This window comes from Bacillus sp. IS1 (assembly GCF_032461585.1).
Lineage (GTDB): Bacteria > Bacillota > Bacilli > Bacillales > Bacillaceae > Bacillus > Bacillus velezensis.
On record NZ_JAWCWR010000002.1, the window covers coordinates 432,134 to 453,050 of the forward strand.

General features: G+C 45.9%; 26 protein-coding genes. 20 read left to right on the forward strand and 6 right to left on the reverse strand.

The window, feature by feature from the left end:
• The first annotated feature begins 6 nt into the window (after positions 1–6).
• Positions 7–405: a F0F1 ATP synthase subunit epsilon gene (locus RUW00_RS10255; RefSeq protein ID WP_003151176.1), complete on the forward strand. Its 399-nt coding sequence runs from the start codon at positions 7–9 to the stop codon at positions 403–405.
• 44 nt (positions 406–449) lie between these two features.
• Here RUW00_RS10255 and RUW00_RS10260 read toward each other — a convergent pair whose 3' ends face one another.
• Entirely contained in the window at positions 450–920 is a 471-nt protein-coding gene (locus RUW00_RS10260; RefSeq protein ID WP_014419098.1) for a hypothetical protein, read from the reverse strand.
• A gap of 172 nt (positions 921–1,092) precedes the next feature.
• Here RUW00_RS10260 and RUW00_RS10265 point away from each other — a divergent pair, with 172 nt between their 5' ends.
• The 16 genes from RUW00_RS10265 to RUW00_RS10340 all read left to right on the forward strand — a co-directional run bounded on the left by RUW00_RS10265 (position 1,093) and on the right by RUW00_RS10340 (position 14,377).
• On the forward strand, positions 1,093–1,323 hold the full coding sequence (locus RUW00_RS10265) for a DUF1146 family protein (protein ID WP_007614366.1): 231 nt from the start codon (positions 1,093–1,095) through the stop codon (positions 1,321–1,323).
• A gap of 141 nt (positions 1,324–1,464) precedes the next feature.
• Positions 1,465–2,205, forward strand: coding sequence for a YwmB family TATA-box binding protein (locus RUW00_RS10270; protein ID WP_061861620.1), 741 nt, complete (start codon positions 1,465–1,467; stop codon positions 2,203–2,205).
• A gap of 33 nt (positions 2,206–2,238) precedes the next feature.
• Positions 2,239–3,549: a UDP-N-acetylglucosamine 1-carboxyvinyltransferase gene (murA, locus tag RUW00_RS10275; RefSeq protein ID WP_029972866.1), complete on the forward strand. Its 1,311-nt coding sequence runs from the start codon at positions 2,239–2,241 to the stop codon at positions 3,547–3,549.
• Positions 3,550–3,748: 199 nt separating this feature from the next.
• Positions 3,749–4,780: a stage II sporulation protein D gene (spoIID, locus tag RUW00_RS10280; RefSeq protein ID WP_017418739.1), complete on the forward strand. Its 1,032-nt coding sequence runs from the start codon at positions 3,749–3,751 to the stop codon at positions 4,778–4,780.
• A gap of 265 nt (positions 4,781–5,045) precedes the next feature.
• Positions 5,046–5,732 carry a VWA domain-containing protein gene (locus tag RUW00_RS10285; RefSeq protein WP_007407590.1) on the forward strand — a complete coding sequence of 229 codons (687 nt, stop codon included), beginning with the start codon at positions 5,046–5,048 and terminating at the stop codon, positions 5,730–5,732.
• Positions 5,733–6,041: 309 nt separating this feature from the next.
• Complete coding sequence (locus RUW00_RS10290; RefSeq protein ID WP_017418741.1) at positions 6,042–6,722, forward strand: VWA domain-containing protein; 681 nt, start codon at positions 6,042–6,044, stop codon at positions 6,720–6,722.
• Positions 6,723–6,807: 85 nt separating this feature from the next.
• Positions 6,808–6,972 carry a hypothetical protein gene (locus RUW00_RS10295; RefSeq protein WP_007407587.1) on the forward strand — a complete coding sequence of 55 codons (165 nt, stop codon included), beginning with the start codon at positions 6,808–6,810 and terminating at the stop codon, positions 6,970–6,972.
• Between the two features lie 94 nt (positions 6,973–7,066).
• Entirely contained in the window at positions 7,067–7,855 is a 789-nt protein-coding gene (gene fdhD / locus RUW00_RS10300; RefSeq protein ID WP_014419095.1) for a formate dehydrogenase accessory sulfurtransferase FdhD, read from the forward strand.
• A 17-nt stretch (positions 7,856–7,872) separates the two neighbouring features.
• Positions 7,873–8,898 (forward strand): GTP 3',8-cyclase MoaA, encoded by a 1,026-nt coding sequence (gene moaA / locus RUW00_RS10305; RefSeq protein WP_012118655.1) that lies wholly within the window; start codon positions 7,873–7,875, stop codon positions 8,896–8,898.
• Positions 8,899–9,088: 190 nt separating this feature from the next.
• Positions 9,089–10,219, forward strand: coding sequence for a response regulator aspartate phosphatase (locus RUW00_RS10310; RefSeq protein ID WP_017418744.1), 1,131 nt, complete (start codon positions 9,089–9,091; stop codon positions 10,217–10,219).
• Positions 10,220–10,340: 121 nt separating this feature from the next.
• Entirely contained in the window at positions 10,341–10,820 is a 480-nt protein-coding gene (locus RUW00_RS10315) for a hypothetical protein (RefSeq protein WP_007407583.1), read from the forward strand.
• Positions 10,821–10,894: 74 nt separating this feature from the next.
• The gene (locus tag RUW00_RS10320; protein WP_015418407.1) at positions 10,895–11,083 is read left to right on the forward strand and encodes a CsbD family protein; all 189 of its coding nucleotides are present in this window, start codon (positions 10,895–10,897) and stop codon (positions 11,081–11,083) included.
• Between the two features lie 353 nt (positions 11,084–11,436).
• On the forward strand, positions 11,437–11,754 hold the full coding sequence (gene ureA, locus RUW00_RS10325; protein WP_003151198.1) for an urease subunit gamma: 318 nt from the start codon (positions 11,437–11,439) through the stop codon (positions 11,752–11,754).
• Complete coding sequence (gene ureB / locus RUW00_RS10330; protein ID WP_280144685.1) at positions 11,751–12,125, forward strand: urease subunit beta; 375 nt, start codon at positions 11,751–11,753, stop codon at positions 12,123–12,125. The genes ureA and ureB overlap by 4 nt, the downstream gene beginning before the upstream one ends.
• Positions 12,122–13,831, forward strand: a complete 1,710-nt coding sequence (gene ureC / locus RUW00_RS10335) for an urease subunit alpha (protein WP_249684994.1) — start codon at positions 12,122–12,124, stop codon at positions 13,829–13,831. Before ureB ends, ureC begins: the two co-directional genes overlap by 4 nt.
• Before the next feature lie 141 nt (positions 13,832–13,972).
• The gene (locus RUW00_RS10340; RefSeq protein WP_014419089.1) at positions 13,973–14,377 is read left to right on the forward strand and encodes an Rrf2 family transcriptional regulator; all 405 of its coding nucleotides are present in this window, start codon (positions 13,973–13,975) and stop codon (positions 14,375–14,377) included.
• A gap of 330 nt (positions 14,378–14,707) precedes the next feature.
• Here RUW00_RS10340 and xynA read toward each other — a convergent pair whose 3' ends face one another.
• The 3 genes from xynA to cls all read right to left on the reverse strand — a co-directional run bounded on the left by xynA (position 14,708) and on the right by cls (position 17,762).
• Positions 14,708–15,349 (reverse strand): endo-1,4-beta-xylanase XynA, encoded by a 642-nt coding sequence (gene xynA, locus RUW00_RS10345; protein WP_007407578.1) that lies wholly within the window; start codon positions 15,347–15,349, stop codon positions 14,708–14,710.
• Between the two features lie 442 nt (positions 15,350–15,791).
• The gene (locus tag RUW00_RS10350; RefSeq protein WP_022553912.1) at positions 15,792–16,178 is read right to left on the reverse strand and encodes a DUF5362 family protein; all 387 of its coding nucleotides are present in this window, start codon (positions 16,176–16,178) and stop codon (positions 15,792–15,794) included.
• A gap of 135 nt (positions 16,179–16,313) precedes the next feature.
• Positions 16,314–17,762, reverse strand: coding sequence for a cardiolipin synthase (gene cls, locus RUW00_RS10355; RefSeq protein ID WP_007407575.1), 1,449 nt, complete (start codon positions 17,760–17,762; stop codon positions 16,314–16,316).
• Between the two features lie 220 nt (positions 17,763–17,982).
• Here cls and RUW00_RS10360 point away from each other — a divergent pair, with 220 nt between their 5' ends.
• Entirely contained in the window at positions 17,983–18,420 is a 438-nt protein-coding gene (locus RUW00_RS10360) for a DUF5392 family protein (RefSeq protein WP_014419085.1), read from the forward strand.
• Between the two features lie 31 nt (positions 18,421–18,451).
• Here RUW00_RS10360 and RUW00_RS10365 read toward each other — a convergent pair whose 3' ends face one another.
• Entirely contained in the window at positions 18,452–18,901 is a 450-nt protein-coding gene (locus tag RUW00_RS10365) for a DUF5362 family protein (RefSeq protein ID WP_007407573.1), read from the reverse strand.
• Positions 18,898–19,389 carry a GNAT family N-acetyltransferase gene (locus tag RUW00_RS10370; RefSeq protein ID WP_087920810.1) on the reverse strand — a complete coding sequence of 164 codons (492 nt, stop codon included), beginning with the start codon at positions 19,387–19,389 and terminating at the stop codon, positions 18,898–18,900. Before RUW00_RS10370 ends, RUW00_RS10365 begins: the two co-directional genes overlap by 4 nt.
• 138 nt (positions 19,390–19,527) lie before the next feature.
• Between RUW00_RS10370 and spoIIQ the strand changes: the two genes are divergently transcribed.
• Entirely contained in the window at positions 19,528–20,397 is an 870-nt protein-coding gene (gene spoIIQ / locus RUW00_RS10375; protein ID WP_014419084.1) for a stage II sporulation protein SpoIIQ, read from the forward strand.
• Between the two features lie 91 nt (positions 20,398–20,488).
• Positions 20,489–20,911, forward strand: a complete 423-nt coding sequence (locus RUW00_RS10380; protein WP_121984246.1) for a VanZ family protein — start codon at positions 20,489–20,491, stop codon at positions 20,909–20,911.
• Positions 20,912–20,917 lie beyond the last annotated feature (6 nt).

The window sequence follows — 20,917 nt, forward strand, 5'->3', positions numbered from 1 at the left end:
AAAAGCATGAAGACCGTTAAAGTCAATATCGTTACTCCCGACGGCCCAGTATATGATGCTGATATTGAAATGGTAAGTGTAAGAGCCGAGAGCGGTGATCTCGGTATCTTGCCTGGCCATATTCCGACCGTGGCTCCGCTTAAAATCGGCGCTGTCCGCCTTAAAAAAGACGGGCAGACCGAATTGGCGGCTGTCAGCGGCGGATTTTTAGAAGTCCGTCCTGATCAGGTCACTATCCTTGCACAAGCCGCTGAAACAGCGGAAAGCATTGATAAAGAGCGCGCCCTTGCTGCGAAAAAGCGGGCGGAAGACCGTTTGAACAAACGATCAGATGATACTGACATTCGTCGGGCTGAGCTTGCGCTACAGCGGGCTGTAAACAGATTGGATGTTGCAGGAAACTAAAAAAGAATCCTTCTCGGCTGTCTGAGAAGGATTCTTTTTCTATATTAACGCATAAGAGATTCATAGACGCCGATAAGCGGATGATCCTCTTCTTTTTGCAGATATAAATGTTCGCAGCAGTTGTCGGTGTGCCACGTTTTGTTTCCTCTCCGCACACCCGTCGTATAGGCGCCGTCCGTATACGGATAAGGTTTGACGACCCATTCGGCATCGTCATGGTGTCGGATGGCGCAATCGATGACATACACACTGAGCATTTTCTCAAATTCGTCAATCGGCAGGTTCCAATCCGCCAAAAGCAGCTCTTTTATGCTGCGGAAGTAAAGAGCTTCCACTTCCAGCAGGCTGCCGCGTGAATAATCAAGAGAAATGTTGAAAAACTGACATAATTCTTTCAGTTCCTCTGTTTGAGACTGTCTATAATCATAGTAGAATGCTATCGCTTCCCACTCGTGGTCAAATACGGGAAGTGTTTCTCCATACTGCTTTTCCGGATGAAAAAAGGAATGATTCATATTCCCATCTCCTTTCCAAAAAAGTATATCATGCCGGAGAACGGACATTTAAGCGGGGATTGCCCCTAATTTTGGATAAAAATTCTGATGTAAAAATGATCATCTTTCTCTCTTCTTCTTATATAATAAGAGAGGATATGAGGGGCGGAAAAAATGAAAGGAGATGGGATTTGTGAATGTATTGGGGCAGCAGGCCGCAATCAGCATCCTGGTTCACCTGGTATGCATTGCGGTGACATGGTGGGCGCTTCAGGCCGTCAACTTTGATCCGCTGATCCGAAAAGGAAAAATAGTGCAGGCGAGGCTGCTGATCATTCTTCTTACCATTGCGATCGGTACGGCAGTCGCTGACTTCTTTTTAGATTATCTTACCTATTCGAAACAGCTTCCATACTTATTTTAAGATGTTTCGTCTGTTGAAATGAAGGGAATCGCTGGGTGAGCAACCAATTTTTCTTCACCCGCTTGGCGAGTTTTGACGAAGTTTTCCATGTATCGCTTTCCCCGGCTCCGGCAAAAATGGGAGTAAGGGGGAGAGATCGGTATGAAGAAAAAAAGAGCAGGCCGCATCATCTTATTTTTTGTTTTTTTAAGCGCCTTAATAGCGGTATTTCATTCCATTCATGCAAGTGAGCTGTCTCCGCTTGCCCAGATTGCCGAAGGAATGGAGCGGCAGCAGGTCACTGTAGATGAATGGACGCTTCATGCGAAAGAAAATCTGAACCTGTCACTGAGTGAATTTGATGACAAGGTAAAAGAACTGAAGACGCAGTATCCGCAATATCACTGGAAAACCGCGCGGGAAGATAAAATCGTAAAGGCCGTCGGCACGTATTCTGACAAAAAAAATCACACAACTTTTAAACTGCAGCTCGTCACTACCCTCAAAAACCAGAACCCAACTTCGTATTTATTATATGAGCAAATGAGCCCGGAGCAACCGGAAAACTGGAATGATACATATGAACAGTTTGAACGGCAGGCACATGACATATTTCAAAATAAAGTATTTATTTTTACTTGTCTAAAGGGTCATTTAAATGATAATATGAGTATTGTTTTGCAAAAAAAAGCAGAACAGCTCATGAAAGAATTTGAAGCAAGTCCAGTTGAACATGTAGTTGAGCCTCATTTCGTTTCTGTTTCTGCATTTACATATAAGTGGACAGATTACATCATGACATCGAAACATAAGATGAATGTGCAAGTTGCGCTTAGAAGTGCGGGAATGGGCGAAAAACATACCGTTACGGTTGGCACACCAATCGTGACGACTGAATATTAATATAGAGAATATAGGGACGCGGAGGGGAATACCTTGGAAAAAATCATCGTCCGCGGCGGTCAGAAGTTAAACGGCACAGTGAAAGTTGAAGGAGCAAAAAATGCCGTTTTACCAGTTATCGCTGCATCTTTATTAGCAAGTGAAGAAAAAAGCGTAATATGTGATGTACCTACGCTCTCCGATGTATATACAATCAACGAAGTGTTGCGTCATTTAGGAGCAGATGTGCATTTTGAGAATAATGAAGTTACCGTAAACGCTTCTTACGCTTTAGAAACAGAAGCACCTTTTGAATATGTGCGTAAAATGCGCGCGTCAGTGCTTGTTATGGGCCCTCTGTTAGCCCGTACGGGTCATTCAAGAGTAGCGCTTCCAGGCGGCTGCGCAATCGGCTCAAGACCGATTGATCAGCATTTAAAAGGCTTTGAAGCAATGGGTGCAAAAATCAAAGTAGGCAACGGCTTTATTGAAGCAGAAGTGGAAGGCCGTCTGCAGGGCGCAAAAATCTATTTAGATTTCCCAAGTGTGGGTGCGACAGAAAACTTGATTATGGCAGCTGCTTTAGCTGAAGGAACAACAACGCTTGAAAACGTGGCAAAAGAGCCTGAAATCGTTGACTTAGCGAACTATATCAATGCGATGGGCGGAAAAATCCGCGGAGCCGGCACAGGCACCATTAAAATTGAAGGTGTCGAGAAGCTTCGCGGCGTAAGACACAACATCATTCCTGACCGTATTGAAGCGGGTACTTTCATGGTGGCTGCGGCTATCACGGAAGGAAATGTATTAGTCAAAGGTGCGGTTCCTGAGCATCTTACGTCTTTAATTGCGAAGATGGAAGAAATGGGAGTCAAAATTACGGATGAAGGAGAAGGCCTTCGTGTCATCGGTCCTGCCCAGCTGAAGCCGATCGACATTAAAACGATGCCTCACCCAGGATTCCCGACTGATATGCAGTCGCAAATGATGGCGCTGCTTCTCCGTGCGAGCGGAACAAGCATGATTACTGAAACTGTGTTTGAAAACCGTTTTATGCATGCTGAAGAATTCCGCCGGATGAATGGCGACATTAAAATTGAAGGTCGTTCTGTGATCATTAACGGTCCTGTACAGCTGCAAGGCGCAGAAGTTGCCGCTACGGACCTGCGTGCGGGCGCGGCGCTGATTCTTGCGGGATTAGTGGCTGAAGGTCATACACGCGTCACGGAACTGAAGCACTTGGATCGCGGTTATGTGAATTTCCATCAAAAACTTGCGGCTCTCGGCGCTGACATCGAGCGTGTCGTTGATGAAACGGCCGCTGAACAAGAAAGCAAAGAAGTCGTAACTGACCTAAACGCATAATGGCTGTAAAAACAGTATGTCAATCTGGCATACTGTTTTTTTATGGTTTATCATCATTATTATGCTCTGATTTCCAAAAAAGAATACGTTTTTCGCGTGAAAAATGGAATAAAGATTCTGTCCAAAAGGAAGTCATATTAGCTTGTCCCTGCCCATAAGATGAAGTAGAGTCGAATCCCAAGCAGGAGGCAGCTGATATATGAAACCGATTGTATTTCTACTATCCGGGCTGTGTATACTTATTCTTCTAGTCCCCACCATTCTCGTCCTTCCGTTTCAGGCAGAAAAAGGCGCAGCCGTAAACAGAGAGCCCGGACACAAAACAGCACACACCACACGAGAAACAAAAGGAGCAGAAACATTGAAAGAATCACCTGTATCCATTCCGGTTTATCGGACATCCAATCATTCTGTAGAAAACATTCCGCTTGAAGAGTACGTGGTCGGTGTCGTGGCTTCCGAAATGCCCGCAAACTTTAAACCGGAGGCCTTAAAAGCCCAGGCGCTCGCCGCCCGGACATTCATCGTCAGACTGATGGTCGCTGACTCAGCCGTTCAGGCGCCGAAAGGATCACTGGTGGATGATACGCAAATGTTCCAAGTCTATCAAAGCAAAAGCCAGCTGAAAAAAGAATGGGGTTCTAAGTACGCACACAACCTCAAGAAAATCACAAACGCGGTCGCCGGCACGCAAGGAAAGATTTTAACGTACGATAACAAGCCGATTGAGGCATCTTTCTTCTCTACGAGCAACGGGTATACGGAAAATGCGGAAGCCTATTGGACAAGCGCCATTCCTTATTTAAAGAGCGTGAAAAGTCCGTGGGATAAACAATCGCCGAAATATCTCGCCACCCAGACCTTCAGTGTGCCGGAGTTTCAGCAAAAGCTCGGCGTACAGCTCTCGGGACAAAACACAGTGGGACAGATTACAGCCAGAACGCCGGGCCATCAAGTGGCGACGGCCGTCATAAACGGCAAAAAGCTGAAGGGAAGAGACATCCGGGAAAAACTCGGACTCCGTTCTGCCGACTTTGAATGGAAACGAAACGGCGGCAGCATCACCATTACGACAAAAGGATTCGGCCACGGCGTCGGCATGAGCCAGTACGGTGCCAATTACATGGCGCAGCAGGGGAAATCCGTGGCGGACATCGTCAAGCATTATTATCAGGGAGTGGACATTTCCGAAGCAGATTCATTTTTAAACAAATATATGGCGAAAAAATAGACGCTTTCATGAGCGTCTGTTTTTTTTGAAAACTATTCCATAAACGGTAAAGCAACCAACAGACTCATATAACGAAAGCCTAAAGGCTGACAAATGTCGATTGAAGGCTGAGCGCCGGGTGTAAATCACTGATAAAAATGCCGCTTCTATGTGAATATACGCAAAAATAATGAGGAACGCCGTCCTATTTATTTCCCTTTTCATCTCATTTACGATAAATATTGTTCGGCGTTGAACGTAAATCTATTGAAAAGGGGAAAAAGCAATGAAAAAAACATTTTCACTCATACTCATGCTCGGATTGATGCTGACTGCTGCATCTCCTGCTTTTGCTGCCGAGAATGCAAACGAGAAGACTCTTTCATTTAAAAACAATACCGCCATTTTACTTGATGCGAGCGGCAGTATGGCAAAACGGATTGACGGTGTTTCTAAATACAACATGGCAAAAGAAGAAATTGTCCGTTTTGCGGATCAAATTAAATCTAAATCACAGGTCAGAATGACGGTTTTCGGTTCGGAAGGCAATAATAAAAACTCCGGAAAGGTTCAATCTTGTGAATCCATTCGCGGTGTGTACGGATTCCAAAGGTTTGACAGACAGAGCTTCCTTAACTCTCTTAACGGAATCGGACCTACGGGCTGGACACCGATTGCAAAAGCATTAGAGGATGCGAAGGCTTCCTTTACCGGTTTGCACAAACTTGGCAGTAAATCCGTTTTCCTGTTGACGGACGGCGAGGAGACATGCGGAGGAGATCCTGTTAAGACAGCGAAAGAACTTCGCAAACAGCATATTAAAGTCAACGTGATCGGCTTTGACTTTAAGGAAGGCTTCAACGGCCAGCTTCACGAGATTGCCAAAGCGGGCGGAGGAAAATATTACGAAGCTCACAGCCAAAAGGATATGAACCGCATCTTTACAATGGCAGCGAGTTCATTAGCGGAATAAGAAAAGGTGCCGTTTATCGGCCCTTTTTTTTATTTTTATTTAACAAAAATTTCAAGAAAAGGTGAAGAGAAAACTGTAAAAAGAATCAGATTCCGGACTTATATTACAAAAAGGGCGAAAAAGGCATTAAATCTGTCATCATTTATCCAATCTTTTTAGGATGATGCGCATAATTCTGTTCATTTTTAACGGCGTACCGCCGCTTATACAAAAGGAATCCCGCCCTATATCTTTTTGCATACTCGTCATCTAGCATAGAGAAGAGCCGGGGGCCCATCGGCCAAAAACAAACGGAGAGGAATGAAGGAAATGAAAAAAATGTTCACTGCGGGGATTGTCGGACTTTTGACGCTTTCACTCGGATCACCTGTTTTTGCAGCTGAGAAAAAGCACGAAGAAACAAACGTTGCCGTGCTGTTTGATGCAAGCGGAAGCATGATACAAAAAACAGGGGGAGAGCGTAAAATAGATGTTGCGAAAGAGTCTGTCACTTCTTTTGCGGAAGTTCTTCCTGAAGACACGAATCTGATGCTTCGGGTATTCGGGCATAAGGGCAATAATAAAAACTCAGGCAAAGCCGTATCATGTAATGCGACAGAAACGTTATACGGCCTTCAGCCGTACGCCGTGACTCCATTTGAGCAATCACTCAGCAAGATTAAACCGACCGGCTGGACACCGATTGCGAAAGCGCTTTCTGATACGCGTGAAGAATTTGAGCGGGCCGGCGCCGCGGGGAAAAACGTCGTATATCTGATCACAGACGGTGAAGAAACATGCGGCGGGAATCCTCAGGCCGAAATTCAAAAGCTCCGTAAAGCGAATGTCAACACGGTCGTCAATATCATCGGCTTCAACTTCGGCATGAAAGGAAGCGAAAGCCTTGAAAAAGCGGCGGAAGCGGGAGGCGGCACATATGTCTCAGCTGACAGCGCGGACGAGTTCAAACAGGCTTGGGAAGACGCTGCAAAGGATTTAGCAAAAGAATAGGTTAAAAAAGGACGCCCGCGCGGCGTCTTTTTTGTTTAGAAAACGGAACCGCGGGAATGATACGGATAAAAGGAGATGAACGCTGTTGTTAAAAGGAGCAGGCATTATATTAGTGCTGGCGGCAGTCGTTTTTGTTCTGATGGGAATTTTTCTGAAGCTTGCCGCCTTCATATTCGTCAGTATATTGGCCATTATCGCCGCAGTTATTTTATTCACCATTCTGAGCAGACATCATCGCAATGAAACATAGAGTCCTAAGAGGGCTCTTTTTTTAAACCGCAAATTCGACAAAATACAGGGATTGTGGAAGAATAAAAGAGAAGGATACTGCGGAGGGGAAAACAGTGGATGAAAAAACAACAGCGGTAAGAGACATATACCGCTATGAAAAAGGGGTATTAACAAAGACGGCAGATCGGATGGTTTCAGAGTATCCGCTGACCGTCATGGTGAACGGGCAGGAATTTGTTACGCTCGTCTGCACGCCTGACCATTTAGAGGAACTCGTCATCGGATTTCTCGCATCAGAAGGCGTCATTCGTTTTGAAAAAGAAATCAAAAGCTTTACTATAGATGAAAGTCTCGGGTTTGCATATGTGGAATTGACGAATCCCGGAGTGCTTGAGCAAAAAGACTATACGAAGAGGGTCATCGGTTCATGCTGCGGGAAAGGCCGCCATTTTTACTTTCAGCAGGATGTGAAAACGGCCAAAACCGCCGTCAGCCGTATCACCATAACTCCTGAGACGTGCCTTCGCCTGATGAAGGAGATGCAAAGCGGGAGCGGCACCTTCCGGGAAACGGGCGGTGTCCATAATGCGGCGCTGTGCGATACGGATAAGCTGCTCTTCATGAGGACGGACATCGGGCGCCACAACGCGCTGGATAAGCTGTACGGCTGCTGTTTGAAAAACGGAATGCCGGTCCGTGACAAGCTGATCGTCTTCAGCGGCCGGATTTCCTCAGAGGTTTTATTAAAAGCCGCAAAAATCGGGGTGTCGATTGTCATTTCAAAATCGGCCCCGACGGAGCTCGCGCTGCAAATGGCGGAAGAGCTGAACATAACCGCGATAGGTTTTGTCAGAAACGGATCATTTAACGTATACACACATCCTGAACGGGTTGAACAATAGAAAGGGGTCTTGGGCTTATGAATACAGAAACGCGCCGGGTGACAGACAAAAGGGAAAGGCCGCTCAGGGATCTTCGTATCTCTGTAACCGACCGCTGCAACTTCAGATGCACGTACTGTATGCCAGCCGAATTATTCGGACCGGATTATCCATTTTTACAAAAGACGGAATTGCTCTCCTTCGAGGAGCTTGAGCGGCTTGCGAAGCTGTTTGTCGGCCGCTTCGGGGTTGAAAAAATCAGGCTGACGGGCGGAGAGCCGCTCATGAGAAAAGATATGCCTGAATTGATCAAAAAACTTGCGCGTATCCCCGGACTTAAAGATATCGCGATGACGACAAACGGCTCTCTGCTTCCCGTGTATGCGGAAAAACTGAAGCAGGCGGGGCTGCATCGCGTGACAGTCAGCCTCGATTCTTTAGAGGATGAGCGGTTTAAGGCCATTAACGGCCGCGGGGTTTCGGTGAACAAGGTGCTTGAGGGCATTGAGGCGGCAAAAGCGGCCGGACTCGGTGTGAAAATCAACATGGTTGTTCAAAAGGGCGTCAATGAAAAAGATATCCTGCCGATGGCCCGCTATTTTAAAGAAAAGGGTCATATTCTCCGGTTTATTGAATTTATGGATGTCGGCAATACGAATCAATGGAATAAAAAAGACGTGATCACGAAGGCCGAGATTATTGATCTGATCAACCAGCACATGCCGACGGAGCCGATAGAAGCGAATTATAAAGGAGAGGTCGCTTCCAGGTTCCGCTATCTTGACGGTTCCGGCGAAATCGGCGTAATTTCCTCCGTATCGGATGCATTCTGCGCCTCTTGCAACAGAGCGCGCCTGTCGGCGAGAGGCGAGCTGTTTACGTGCCTGTTTGCGTCAAGCGGCTATGATGTTCGGAAACTCGTGCGCGGCGGTCTGACCGATGACGAATTGACGGAATCCATCGCTTCTGTCTGGAGAAATCGCACGGATCAGTATTCAATTGACCGCGCGCTTTCTAAAACGGATGGGAAAAAGAAAGTGGAAATGTCTTATATAGGCGGATGAAGAAAAGCTTGCCCGGACCAGGGCAGGCTTTTTTATTCACATTATGAGAGCGGTCTGTTCAAAAAATACCGGTAACAGCCGAAATATATGATAGGAATTTTGATGCAGGACAATCAAGTTATGCAATTCCAAAGCCATACAATATGTTAAAATATAACCAATAGAAATTAGAAAAGGTTGTGAAAGGGGCATGACCGCATACGAGATTCCGTCATCTCAAGTTGGAGTTAAGATCAACAAATGGTACAAGCACATTTTAGCGTTTCAAGCGGCTGATGCCATAAAGCTGAAAGAGGAAATTGATGAGGATATACAACGTATGGAGGAAGACCAGCTGCTGCTGTTATATTATCAGCTGATCAGCTACCGCCATCATATTATGCTTGATTACGTCAAGCCGGAATGCACCGAACAATCACAGATTCAGTACAGCGAGCTGCAAAAGACGATCGAAAGCACGGACAGCATATCGGGACTGTCTGAGTATTATTTCCATTTGTTCAGAGGGATGTATGAATTCGATCACAATAACTATGTTGCGGCTATTTCTTTTTACCGGAAAGCGGAAAAACTCCTTTCATTTGTCGAGGATGATATAGAGAGGGCGGAATTCCATTTCAAGATGTCTGAAGTGTTTTATGTCATGAAGCAGACTCATTTTTCCATGAATCACGGGATTCAGGCGCTGGATACGTATATGAAACACGATTTCTACAGAGTGCGGAGAATTCAATGCCATTTCGTCATCTCAGGAAACTACATCGACTGCAAAAACTACGACAAAGCGCTTGAGCATTTAGACGAAGCCCTCCGCCTTTCTTTGCTTGAAGGACAGCCCCGCCTGATCGGGTCTTCGCTTTACAATCTGGGGAATTGTTATTCTGAAAAGCGCGATCTGGATGAAGCGGCCCGGTACTTTAGAAAAGCGGTTCCCGTTTTTGAAGAGCATCAGCTTGAACAGCTTCCGAAGGCGCTGTTCAGCTTAACGCACACCCTTTTCAGGCTGCATGATGACCAAGCGGCCCTTACCTATTATGAAAGAGGGGTCATGATCGCGAAAGAACGGGGCGACCGATTCAGTTTAGAGAAGTATAAGTTTTTACAAGCGCTTTATTTGGAGTCACTCAATATGGATTTAATCCATGAAGTGTTTGACTATATGAATGAAAAATCGCTGTATGTGTATATTGAAGATTTCGCCTTGGAGGCCGCCATTTACACAAGCGGACATGGGCAATATAAAGAAGCGGCGTATTTTTATGAAAAAGCGATTCGCATGAGAGAAAACATTCAAAAAGAACAGTGTTTATACGATATATAATTTTCTTAACCATCTGATCAGCAGATGGTTATTTTTTTATGCACATCATAACGTTTGACCATAGAAAAAAACGGAAAAATCGCAAAAGAGAGAAAAAAGTACGATGGGAAGGAGGGATTTGTTGTTCGGATTCAATGATATGATAAAGTTTTTCGTATCATTTCTCATCATTCTGCCGATGGTGTCTGTCATCCATGTGTCGGGACACAGCTTTATGGCCATGCTGTTCGGAGGCAAGGCATCATTGGATATCGGAATGGGGAAACGTCTTTTAAAAGTAGGGCCGATTCAGGTTCGGCGTATCTACTTCATAGATTCTTTCTGCAAGTTCGGCGAATTGCGGATAGATAACCGTCTGACGAGCGCGCTCGTCTATTCCGGAGGCTGTCTGTTTAATCTCGCTTCTATCTTTTTAATAAATCTGCTGATCATAAAAGATGTCCTTGAGCCAAACTTATTTTTTTACCAATTTGTCTATTTTTCAACTTATTATGTTTTCTTTGCCCTTCTGCCGGTGCAATACGGGGATAATAAGCTGTCAGACGGATTGGCTGTTTACAAAGTGCTCCGCTACGGGGAACGCTGTGAAATCAATAATTGAGAGTTGAAATGTTTGTGTTCAGGCTGAAAGGGAAGAAAACAAGTACACAGAACAAAAAAGGAGCTGAAGAGATCATGAGTCAAGATAACGGTTTAAAAGACAAAGTAAAAGGCGGCATGAACAAAATGAAAGGGGAAGCAAAGGACAAAGCAGGAGACATGGCAGACAAGTCCGACTTAAAAGCGGAAGGTAAAAAAGACAAAGCGAAAGGCAGCCTGCAAAAGGGTGTCGGTAAAACGAAAGATAAACTCAGTGATGATTAATTTGATAGTGAAACACAGCAAAAGCCCAAAATATTTTGGGCTTTTTGTTATGAGAAATGACAAAAATTCCAGTTCATTTGGTTAATATTCACTAAATTTTTAAATATTCTATAAATTCACCGGTGATTTCTTTATAATATTCACATAGAATGTAACCTTTCTTCACATTTAATTAAACGTTTGTTGAAGAAAAAAATGAGAAATCGGTAATTTCTGCAAAAGGAATCGGGCCGTTCACCGTCGAATAACTTTTATCACTTAACATTTCATGAGGTGAAGGGGGTGACGGCCGCCTGCATCGTTTCGGTATGACCATGCGGATTGTGTTTGACTATCACTGAGGGGGAATACAGATGAAACTGACACCGGTTGAACAAGAAAAATTGCTTATTTTTACGGCGGGAGAGCTCGCTAAGCAGCGGAAGGCGCGCGGCGTTCTGCTGAATTATCCCGAAGCCGCTGCATATTTGACCTGTTATCTGATGGAAGGCGCGAGAGACGGAAAGAGCGTTGCTGAGCTGATGGAATCCGGCCGCAATGTATTGACGGAAAAAGACGTTATGGAAGGCGTTGCGGAAATGCTGGACAGCATTCAGGTGGAAGCGACGTTCCCGGACGGGGTTAAGCTTGTCACCGTTCATCAGCCGATCAAAGCGGAGGTGAAGTCATGAAGCCGGGAGCGATTCAAGTCGCAAAGGGGACCATCACCATTAACGAAGGCCGGGAGACGCTGGAGGTATCAGTCACCAATAACGGAACGCGGTCAGTGCAGGTAGGATCGCATTTTCATTTTGCCGAAGCCAACGGCGCCCTTTCCTTCAATCGGGACAAAGCAATCGGCATGCGCCTTGATATCCCGTCAGGCACATCTGTCCGTTTTGAACCGGGAGAAGAGAAAACCGTCACGCTCGTGGAAATCGGAGGGCGAAAAACGGTCAGAGGTCTCAACGGCATGGCCGATACGTATATGGATGAGCGGGGAAAAGAGAAGACTCTGTCAAATCTTAAAAAAGCCGGATGGATGGAGGAGGCGATCCGATGAAAATGTCACGTGAGCAATACGCAGAACTGTTCGGACCGACAACGGGAGACAAAGTCAGACTCGGAGATACGGATTTATGGATTGAAGTCGAAAAAGATTTCACGAATTACGGTGAAGAAATGATTTTCGGCGGAGGGAAAACAATCCGGGACGGCATGGGGCAGAACGGGCGTATCACCGGGAAAGACGGAGCGCTTGATCTGGTTATTACAAACGCCGTCATCCTGGATTATACCGGAATCGTCAAGGCGGATATCGGGGTGAAGGACGGCCGGATTGTCGGCGTCGGGAAAAGCGGCAACCCTGATATTATGGATGGGGTGGACCCGCACATGATTATCGGTGCCGGAACAGAAGTCATTTCCGGCGAAGGGAAAATCATAACGGCCGGCGGGGTGGATACGCATATCCACTTTATCTGCCCGCAGCAGATGGAAGTCGCGCTTTCTTCAGGCGTGACCACGCTTCTCGGCGGCGGAACGGGTCCTGCGACGGGAAGTAAAGCGACGACTTGTACATCCGGTGCATGGTACATGTCGAGAATGCTGGAAGCGGCCGAGGAGTTTCCGATCAACGTCGGTTTCTTAGGAAAAGGGAATGCATCCGATAAAGCGCCGCTGATCGAGCAGGTGGAAGCAGGCGCGATCGGACTGAAGCTGCATGAAGATTGGGGATCAACGCCAAGCGCAATTAAAGCTTGCATGGAAGCGGCGGATGAGGCGGACATTCAGGTGGCGATCCATACAGACACGATAAATGAAGCGGGCTTTTTAGAAAATACGCTTGATGCGATCGGCGACCGGGTTATCCATACATATCACATAGAGGGAGCCGGCGGAGGCCACGCACCGGATATTATGAAACTCGCATCTTACGCCAATATCCTGCCGTCCTCTACGACGCCGACGATTCCGTATACCGTCAACACGATGGACGAGCATCTTGATATGATGATGGTCTGCCATCATTTAGATTCAAAAGTGCCTGAAGACGTGGCGTTCAGTCATTCACGCATCAGAGCGGCCACCATTGCGGCGGAGGATATTCTGCACGATATCGGCGCGATCAGCATGACGTCATCTGACTCGCAGGCGATGGGCAGGGTGGGAGAAGTGATTATCCGGACATGGCAGGTGGCCGATAAAATGAAAAAGCAGCGCGGCGCTCTATCAGGAGAAAACGGCAATGACAATGTGCGCGCCAAACGCTATATCGCCAAATACACGATCAACCCGGCCGTCACTCACGGCCTGAGCCATGAAGTCGGTTCCGTTGAAAAAGGAAAGCTCGCCGACCTTGTACTATGGGACCCGGTTTTCTTCGGTGTCAAACCTGAACTTGTGCTCAAAGGCGGCATGATCGCCCGCGCTCAAATGGGAGATCCGAATGCTTCCATTCCGACGCCTGAGCCCGTGTTTATGCGGCAGATGTACGCATCATACGGTAAAGCAAACCGAAATACCTCTATTACATTTATGTCCCAGGCCGGTATCGCAAACAGTGTGCCGGAAAAGCTCGGCCTTGAAAAAATGATTTCTCCCGTACGGAATATCCGTAAGCTGAGTAAGCTCGACATGAAGCTGAATGACGCGATGCCGAATATACAAGTCGATCCAAAAACCTATCAGGTGTTCGCCGACGGAGAAGAGCTGGCATGCCAGCCTGTCAGCTATGTTCCGCTCGGACAGCGTTATTTCTTATTTTAATCCCTCTCCGGCCGGTTTCCCGCCGGCCTGTTTACACCTCTATTGCCAACTTGATTTCATCCTGCCGCCCGTTTTAGTGTATATTAGTAGTTGACAAACAAATGAAATGTAACTATTACGGTTACAATGGTGGTGAAAAACATGATTAACAGCCGTCTTGCTGTGGCCATTCACATTCTATCGCTGATCTCAACGGATGAACGGGCGTCATCGGACATGATTGCGGGCAGCGTAAACACCAATCCCGTCGTCGTGCGGAGAACGATCAGCCAGCTGAAAAAAGCGGGTATTCTGACATCCCGGGCGGGTGTTCCGGGAGCCAGCCTGAAAAAAGATCCGTCGGAGATCACCCTCTTAGAGGTTTACAGGGCTGTGCAGAATAAGGAAGAGCTTTTTGCGGTTCACGACAATCCGAACCCCGACTGTCCGGTCGGCAAAAATATGCAGCGCGCGCTCGATGAGACGTTCGGAAGCGTACAGCGGGCAATGGAGAATGAACTTGCGAGCAAGTCCCTTTATGATGTAATGAATCATCTCTTTTGTTAAAAAGAGATGGTTCATCCCGCTATCGGTGTAACAAAAATGGTTACAAGAGGTAATGAGGAAATCACGGTATTGGCTCCATATTCAGACAAGCCTGGATGCGGGATTGCGATCTGTTTAATGAAAAAATCCTCCGAAACTAAAGGAGGCGGTTACCGGGATATTTTTATTTTGCTTAAGGCTTATGTGAAGGTGTCAGCTGTGAGCAAGTTAAACAAAAAATGATATCCTGCCTCCAGCAATGCCAAAACCGTTCGCCTCTTAACAATCATTATAAAATGCCTCTAGGAACGATCAGCAGCCCGTTAGCTGCCCCTAATTAAAGATGAGCTGTTACCACACTGTTACATTAGAACTTCCGCTGCTTTTATATCCTTCTGTCGCTAAGACTTGATAAGCCCAATTACTGCCCAGATTCATTCCATGGCTCTTCCATGCGTTAACATGATTGCTGAAAGTGATTGCAGCGTTGCTTCCGGTTGGTCTCTTCGACTGGCGAACACTCCAGTACTGCGTAAAAGTAGTGTTATCGCCATCAATGGAAGGTGCGTTATAACGTGTCGTTGTATATATGTCATATGTACCTCCATCACTCTTTACAGTACCTTTATACGTTCCGGTAGGTCTGTAAGTACCCCATGAATCCACTACATAATATTCGATGAGAGGTGCTCTCGTCCAGCCATATAAAGTCAAATATCCATTGCCATTCGGCGCCCAGACTCCGGCATTATAGTTTATTGTTCTAAATGGCGAGCCTGTAGTCCAGCCTTTACCAACAACGAAATTTCCGGTATTAGACCAATTAACACTGTAATTCCCGCCAGATCCATTGACTGCGTTGACTGTTCCGCCCCCATCAGTCCAATTTTGCCAGTAATCTGTGCCGGCTGCAGAGGCGGTTGCCGAAAACATGCTGATACTCATGAAAGCTGCCGTTAATCCAACTAAGAATTTCTTTTTAAACTTAAACATATGTTACCTCCTATACTATTTTTTCTGACTTTGACATGAGGCAGCACTCGTAAATATTTAACGAACGCCAACGCTTTTGATCGTTCCTTTCAATATAATAGCATGAATACATGAGTGAATATTAAGAACAATTGTAATTTAATTACAAAGACCCAAAAAATGTATTATAAGCGGTCTTGTTCCGCCATGGCTTTTATCCTTATTTTGCAGAATCACAATTCTTGCTTCTAAACCTGATCAGGAACAGTCGAACAATTGAGTGATTTCAGTTGAAACTCTGAGGAAAAGTTTTATTTGAAAAAACTTTTTTGAGCTGAAGCCGGAATGTCCGAAAAAATATCTGCAGACAGCGTTATTGGAAAATCCAAAGCAGAAAAACTTTACCGTTACCGAAGAAGCGGAATAAGAAAAAATCCCGGGCGGATGCGCCGGGATTTTCTTTTTAATATGTATTGGCATCAATATTATTAAACGCGTCGTCCACGATGCCGAGCGTCATGAGGATAACGAAAAGAACGATGCCGAGAACGGACAAGCCGACCGTCACAATCAGGTAGATCCCCTGCATTTTCACGAACTTTGCATAATTCTCCAGCATATGTTCCTCTGTCAGTTCATTGAACTGCTCCGCCATCTGTCCCGCTTCATTTGCCGAGCGCATCAGAAAAATGCCGGCAATGATCTGCAAAACGCCGGGAATGGCTCCGATTAAAAAGAAAAACGCGCCCGAAAGCGCCGCAAACGCGCCTATAATAATAAATAAAATACCTGTCGCTTTTCCCCACTTCGAAATAGAAATAAGCGAACGATTCACTGATTCAGGTTTCAAACTATGGCACTCCTTTACAAAAAAATACTCACTTTTCATTTATACACTATTCGGTCATTCTTTTGAATATAAAATGTGTTTTTTCGTGCCGTGTCCGTTTTTATATCAGAAAATTCCCGAGAAACACCCCGGGAATTACAAAATCGGCGACAGAAGTCTTGAAATCGATTCTTTAATGCGGATCCGCAGCGAACGCTCCTGATATTCTTCATACGTATATTTTCTGGAGACGAGCAGATCTTCTTTAAATGAAGAAATGAGTTTTTTCGCGATGGTGACGTCATAAATAAAGGCGTTGACTTCAAAATTAAGTCTGAAGCTTCTGACGTCGATATTCGCCGTACCGACGGAAGCCGTCTCATCATCGACGACAATCGTTTTTGCATGAATAAAGCCGTTATCGTAAATGTAGACTGAGGCTCCGGCTTTTAAAAGATCGCCGATGTAAGATAAAGTCGCCCAGTAAACGAAAGCGTGATCCGGCTTGTTCGGAATCATGATTTTGACGTCGATGCCTGACAGACAGGCGATCCTGAGGGCATCTAAAAGACTTGAGTCAGGAATAAAGTAAGGCGTCTGAATCAGGATCGACCGTTTGGCCGTTGAGATCATCTTGATATAGCCGTTTTTAATTTGTTCCCATTCTGAGTCCGGTCCGCTCGTGACAATTTGCATCCCGACATTGCCCTTCGGCTCGCATTCCGGAAAATGATTCGGAACGTATGTGAGCGTATGATGATGGGAGGCTTGGTTCCAATCGAGGATAAACCGTGTCTGAATGGCGTGTACCGCCGTGCCTTGAAGCCTGAGGTGCGTATCGCGCCAGTAGCCGAATTTCGGATTCAGGCCGAGATATTCATCTCCGACGTTAAAGCCGCCGACATAGCCGGTTTCGCCGTCAATGATGACGAGCTTGCGGTGATTCCGATAATTGAGCCGCAAATTAATCGGACGAAGCCTGGAAGGAAAAAAGACTTCCACATGGCCGCCGGCGTCCCGCAGCGGTTTGAAGAATTTTTTTCTGAGTGATCTTGAACCGAGTTCATCATATAACACTCTGACTTTTACGCCTTCCCGTGCTTTTTTCACTAAGGCATCGCGCAATTTTTTTCCCAGTTCATCACCTTTATAAATATAGTATTGAAGGTGAATGTGATCTTTTGCGTTGGAAATGTCCTTCATTAAGCGTTTGAACTTATCGCGCCCGTCCGTCAAAATCTCCACCGAATTATCCTCTGTAAAGACTGCGTGGTTGTTCATGACAAGCATATAGATGAGGTCTTTATTATCCACAGTCGCTCTGTTGTTAAATTGGAATTGCCTCGACTTCAGATCTTTCAGCTGAGACTTCAGCAGCTTTTCAATCCCGATTTTTTTACGGTCCTCCCATTGGAACAGATGCTTGCGTCTCAGGTTATGGCCGAATAACAGGTATAAAATAAACCCTAAAATGGGAATAAAAAAAAGAACCAAAAGCCAAGCCCATGAAGCGCTGGCATCGCGTCTTTCTTTGAAAATCATGATGACGGCCAAAAGTATATTTAAAACGAAAAAAAATCCGAATAAAATAAATGAAATGCTCACTTTGCAACCCCGCTATATCATATTTATCAAGACTGTGCCCATTAGTATTCCGACAAGTGCAGCAATCTGATTCCCATTTCAAATTATAACATTGACATTTTGAAAGAATAAAGAGCCGGAATCAAAGATGAATGCAGTTTTCTTTCAAAGAAAGTTCCGGGTGCGGTAAAATATGCATATATGAAAAAGAAGACAAAAATGACAGCAAAGGGGAGAGGGCATGAAGCTGGAGCATGCGGAACAATTGCCGGGATTCATAAAAAAAGAAATTCAGAAAATACAAATCGCCATTGCGCCGCTGATGAAAAAAAGCATCATTTACCGTTTTCTTGCTTTCCCGCTCGCCGCTTTTAGTCTGTTTCATCTGGCATCGCTTTTGATTCAGGCCCCTTCCGGGAGAGGAGCTCTCGTGTCGGCCGGCATTTTTGCCCTCCTGGCGGCCTTGGGTCTTGCATTGTTTAAGGAAGCCGGCTATCAGCGGAAACAGGTGCAAAAAACGATCCGCCTTTATATGCTGAACAGAATCAGAAAAAGCGATATTCTGTCCGAAGAACGGAAAAGCGCCTATACCCGGCTGATTGCCGAGGAGCCGTCTGCGATGAAGAGCTTTATTGAATTTTTAACGGAAGAAGACCGGAAAAAAGAAATGCTTTATTAAAAAAGAGCTGACGCGCGATCAGCTCTTTTTGTCATTCAAACACCGGGTCGTTCTCATAGTAATATGAATCAGGCGTGTCATACGTATCAGTGCTGTGATAAGCGATAATTCCGATGACAGCGAAGATGACGACTAAAATAAAAGCGAGAATGCCCAATACCACACTGGAAGCCGCGTAAAAAAACTGCATTTTGATAAATGACGCGTAATGTGCAAGCATATTTTCTTCCGCGTTTTCTTCTAGTCCTTCCTGAAGGGCGGCCGCCGCTTTTGCCGAGCGCATCAGCATGACGCCGGAAATGATGAGCAGAACCCCCGGAATGGCTCCGAGCAGCGTCACAATGGCTGACAGAGCGGAAAGAGAGCCCGTGATGATCAGAAACACGGCGGTGATCTTTCCCCATTTGGCGATGTCGGCAAGGGAACGGGCTTTTTTATTGAGCGGCTGGTTTTCGTCTTTGTCTTTATCTATGGTGATCATGACAGTTCTCTCCCTAAAATGTTCAAGTCATATCGTTTTCCGTCCATTTCGGCGATACCCGGGAATACGCCCCATTCGGTAAAACCGAATTTTTCAAACAGCTTAATGCTCGGCACATTATGTCCGAAGATAAAAGCCATCAGGCTGCGGATGCCGATTGCCGGAGCGAGTGCCAGGGCTTCTTTCAGCAGAAAGCTTCCTGCTCCTTTGCCGCGGCAATCCTGATGCAGATAGATGCTGATCTCCGCCGTTTTGTCATAGGCCGGACGGCCGTAAAACGTTTCAAAGCTGATCCAGGCCGCCACTTTGCCGGTTTCATCTTCCGCGACCATCAGCGGGCGCCGGTCCGTGTGCCGCAGAAACCAATCCATCCGGTCTGCGGGCGTCACTTCTTCCGTATCAGCCGTTACCATTCGTGAGGCAATCGTCGAGTTGTAAATGGCCACCACCGCATCTAAATCCTCCAATACGGCTTTGCGCAGGGTCAAATTCATATTCCGGGATCTCCCTTCACATTTCATTACATAAATAAGTGCAATCTGCACATACTATTTCCAAAAAAGTTTTTTATGGATGTGTATATATTTTCAGAAAAGTGTTCAGAATGTTGCTGAGGTGATGAACAAATGAGAGAGGAAGAAAAGAAAACTTCTCAAGTCAAAAAACTTCAGCGGTTTTTTCGCAAACGCTGGATATTCCCTGCAATCTACTTAGTCAGTGCGGCCGTCATTTTAACAGCTGTCCTTTGGTATCAATCCGTTTCGAATGATGTGAAGGACAATCTGACGAACAACGGCGGAAACTCCGCGTATGACAGCGGCAAAGACGATGCCGTCGAAGTAGGCAAGTCAATGGAAAACGTCGCAATGCCGGCTGCTCATTCTGAAAATGTTTCTGTTGTGAAAAAGTTTTATGAAACTGATGCCGCAAAAAAAGAGAAAGAAGCAGCACTTGTTAACTATAATAACACGTACAGCCTCAGTAAAGGAATTGACTTAGCTGAGAAAGACGGAAAATCATTTGATGTTTCTGCTTCTCTGAGCGGTACGGTTGTTAAAGCTGCTAAAGACCCGGTACTGGGGTATGTGGTTGAAATTGAACACTCAGACGGCCTGTCTACTGTCTATCAGTCTTTATCTGAAGTCAGCGTGGATCAGGGCGACAAAGTAAAGCAGAACCAGGTCATCGGTAAATCCGGAAAAAACCTTTACAGTGAAGAAAGCGGAAATCACGTGCACTTTGAAATCCGCAAGGACGGCGTAGCGATGAACCCGCTCAATTTTATGGACAAGCCGGTAACATCTATTGAAAAAGCGGCGGCTGAAGAGAAAAACGCTTTGACAGAAGAAACGGAAGGGTCAATTCAGCAGTCTTCCGAGAAAAAAGATGTGACGCCTAAAAAAGAAACCGAAGAAAAACCGGGTGACAAAGAGGACGGTACAAAAGACAAGACAGATGGTAAAGATGACGGCTCAATGAAAGATTCGGGCAAGTAATCTTGATCCCAAAGCGCCTATCAGCTCTGATAGGCGCTTTTCATATTGCCGCATGTGCCTTTATACTAGTAGAAAACGAAGGAGATGCTGAATGAATAAATGTCTGGCGGCCGGGTGGCTCGTCTTTGTTTTCGTTTCTGCTTTGACTGAAAGCTTTCACGATATGGTTGTGTCGCAGACGGTGTCCTTCCGTTTCACGCCCCATCCGGATGTGTCCGGTTTCTTTGTGTTCGATATGGCGGAGCTCGCAATACCGGAAGCGGCGATTCAAAAGCTCGGGCACGCGTTTTCATTTTTTGTGCTCGCCTATTTGTTTTTCAGAGAGAGCAGGCGCATGAAGAGGGCGGTGCTGTATGCATTGGCCGCCGCTTTCCTGACAGAAATCGTCCAGCTCTTTTTCGGCAGAAACGGATGCCTCTGCGATGTGCTGATTGACAGTCTCGGCATTGCCGCATTCTGTGCTTTACAAAGGAAAAAGCATACAGCCAAACATACAAAAACCGGCAGTCTGTGACAGACG

What these genes read in the sequence shown, in the direction of transcription:
- RUW00_RS10255 (WP_003151176.1), top strand. Translation starts at nt 7, where the DNA reads ATGAAGACCGTTAAAGTCAATATCGTTACTCCCGACGGCCCAGTATAT.
- RUW00_RS10260 (WP_014419098.1), bottom strand. Translation starts at nt 920, where the DNA reads ATGAATCATTCCTTTTTTCATCCGGAAAAGCAGTATGGAGAAACACTT.
- RUW00_RS10270 (WP_061861620.1), top strand. Translation starts at nt 1,465, where the DNA reads ATGAAGAAAAAAAGAGCAGGCCGCATCATCTTATTTTTTGTTTTTTTA.
- spoIID (WP_017418739.1), top strand. Translation starts at nt 3,749, where the DNA reads ATGAAACCGATTGTATTTCTACTATCCGGGCTGTGTATACTTATTCTT.
- RUW00_RS10285 (WP_007407590.1), top strand. Translation starts at nt 5,046, where the DNA reads ATGAAAAAAACATTTTCACTCATACTCATGCTCGGATTGATGCTGACT.
- RUW00_RS10290 (WP_017418741.1), top strand. Translation starts at nt 6,042, where the DNA reads ATGAAAAAAATGTTCACTGCGGGGATTGTCGGACTTTTGACGCTTTCA.
- moaA (WP_012118655.1), top strand. Translation starts at nt 7,873, where the DNA reads ATGAATACAGAAACGCGCCGGGTGACAGACAAAAGGGAAAGGCCGCTC.
- RUW00_RS10310 (WP_017418744.1), top strand. Translation starts at nt 9,089, where the DNA reads ATGACCGCATACGAGATTCCGTCATCTCAAGTTGGAGTTAAGATCAAC.
- RUW00_RS10320 (WP_015418407.1), top strand. Translation starts at nt 10,895, where the DNA reads ATGAGTCAAGATAACGGTTTAAAAGACAAAGTAAAAGGCGGCATGAAC.
- ureA (WP_003151198.1), top strand. Translation starts at nt 11,437, where the DNA reads ATGAAACTGACACCGGTTGAACAAGAAAAATTGCTTATTTTTACGGCG.
- ureB (WP_280144685.1), top strand. Translation starts at nt 11,751, where the DNA reads ATGAAGCCGGGAGCGATTCAAGTCGCAAAGGGGACCATCACCATTAAC.
- ureC (WP_249684994.1), top strand. Translation starts at nt 12,122, where the DNA reads ATGAAAATGTCACGTGAGCAATACGCAGAACTGTTCGGACCGACAACG.
- RUW00_RS10340 (WP_014419089.1), top strand. Translation starts at nt 13,973, where the DNA reads ATGATTAACAGCCGTCTTGCTGTGGCCATTCACATTCTATCGCTGATC.
- xynA (WP_007407578.1), bottom strand. Translation starts at nt 15,349, where the DNA reads ATGTTTAAGTTTAAAAAGAAATTCTTAGTTGGATTAACGGCAGCTTTC.
- RUW00_RS10360 (WP_014419085.1), top strand. Translation starts at nt 17,983, where the DNA reads ATGAAGCTGGAGCATGCGGAACAATTGCCGGGATTCATAAAAAAAGAA.
- RUW00_RS10365 (WP_007407573.1), bottom strand. Translation starts at nt 18,901, where the DNA reads ATGATCACCATAGATAAAGACAAAGACGAAAACCAGCCGCTCAATAAA.
- spoIIQ (WP_014419084.1), top strand. Translation starts at nt 19,528, where the DNA reads ATGAGAGAGGAAGAAAAGAAAACTTCTCAAGTCAAAAAACTTCAGCGG.
- RUW00_RS10380 (WP_121984246.1), top strand. Translation starts at nt 20,489, where the DNA reads ATGAATAAATGTCTGGCGGCCGGGTGGCTCGTCTTTGTTTTCGTTTCT.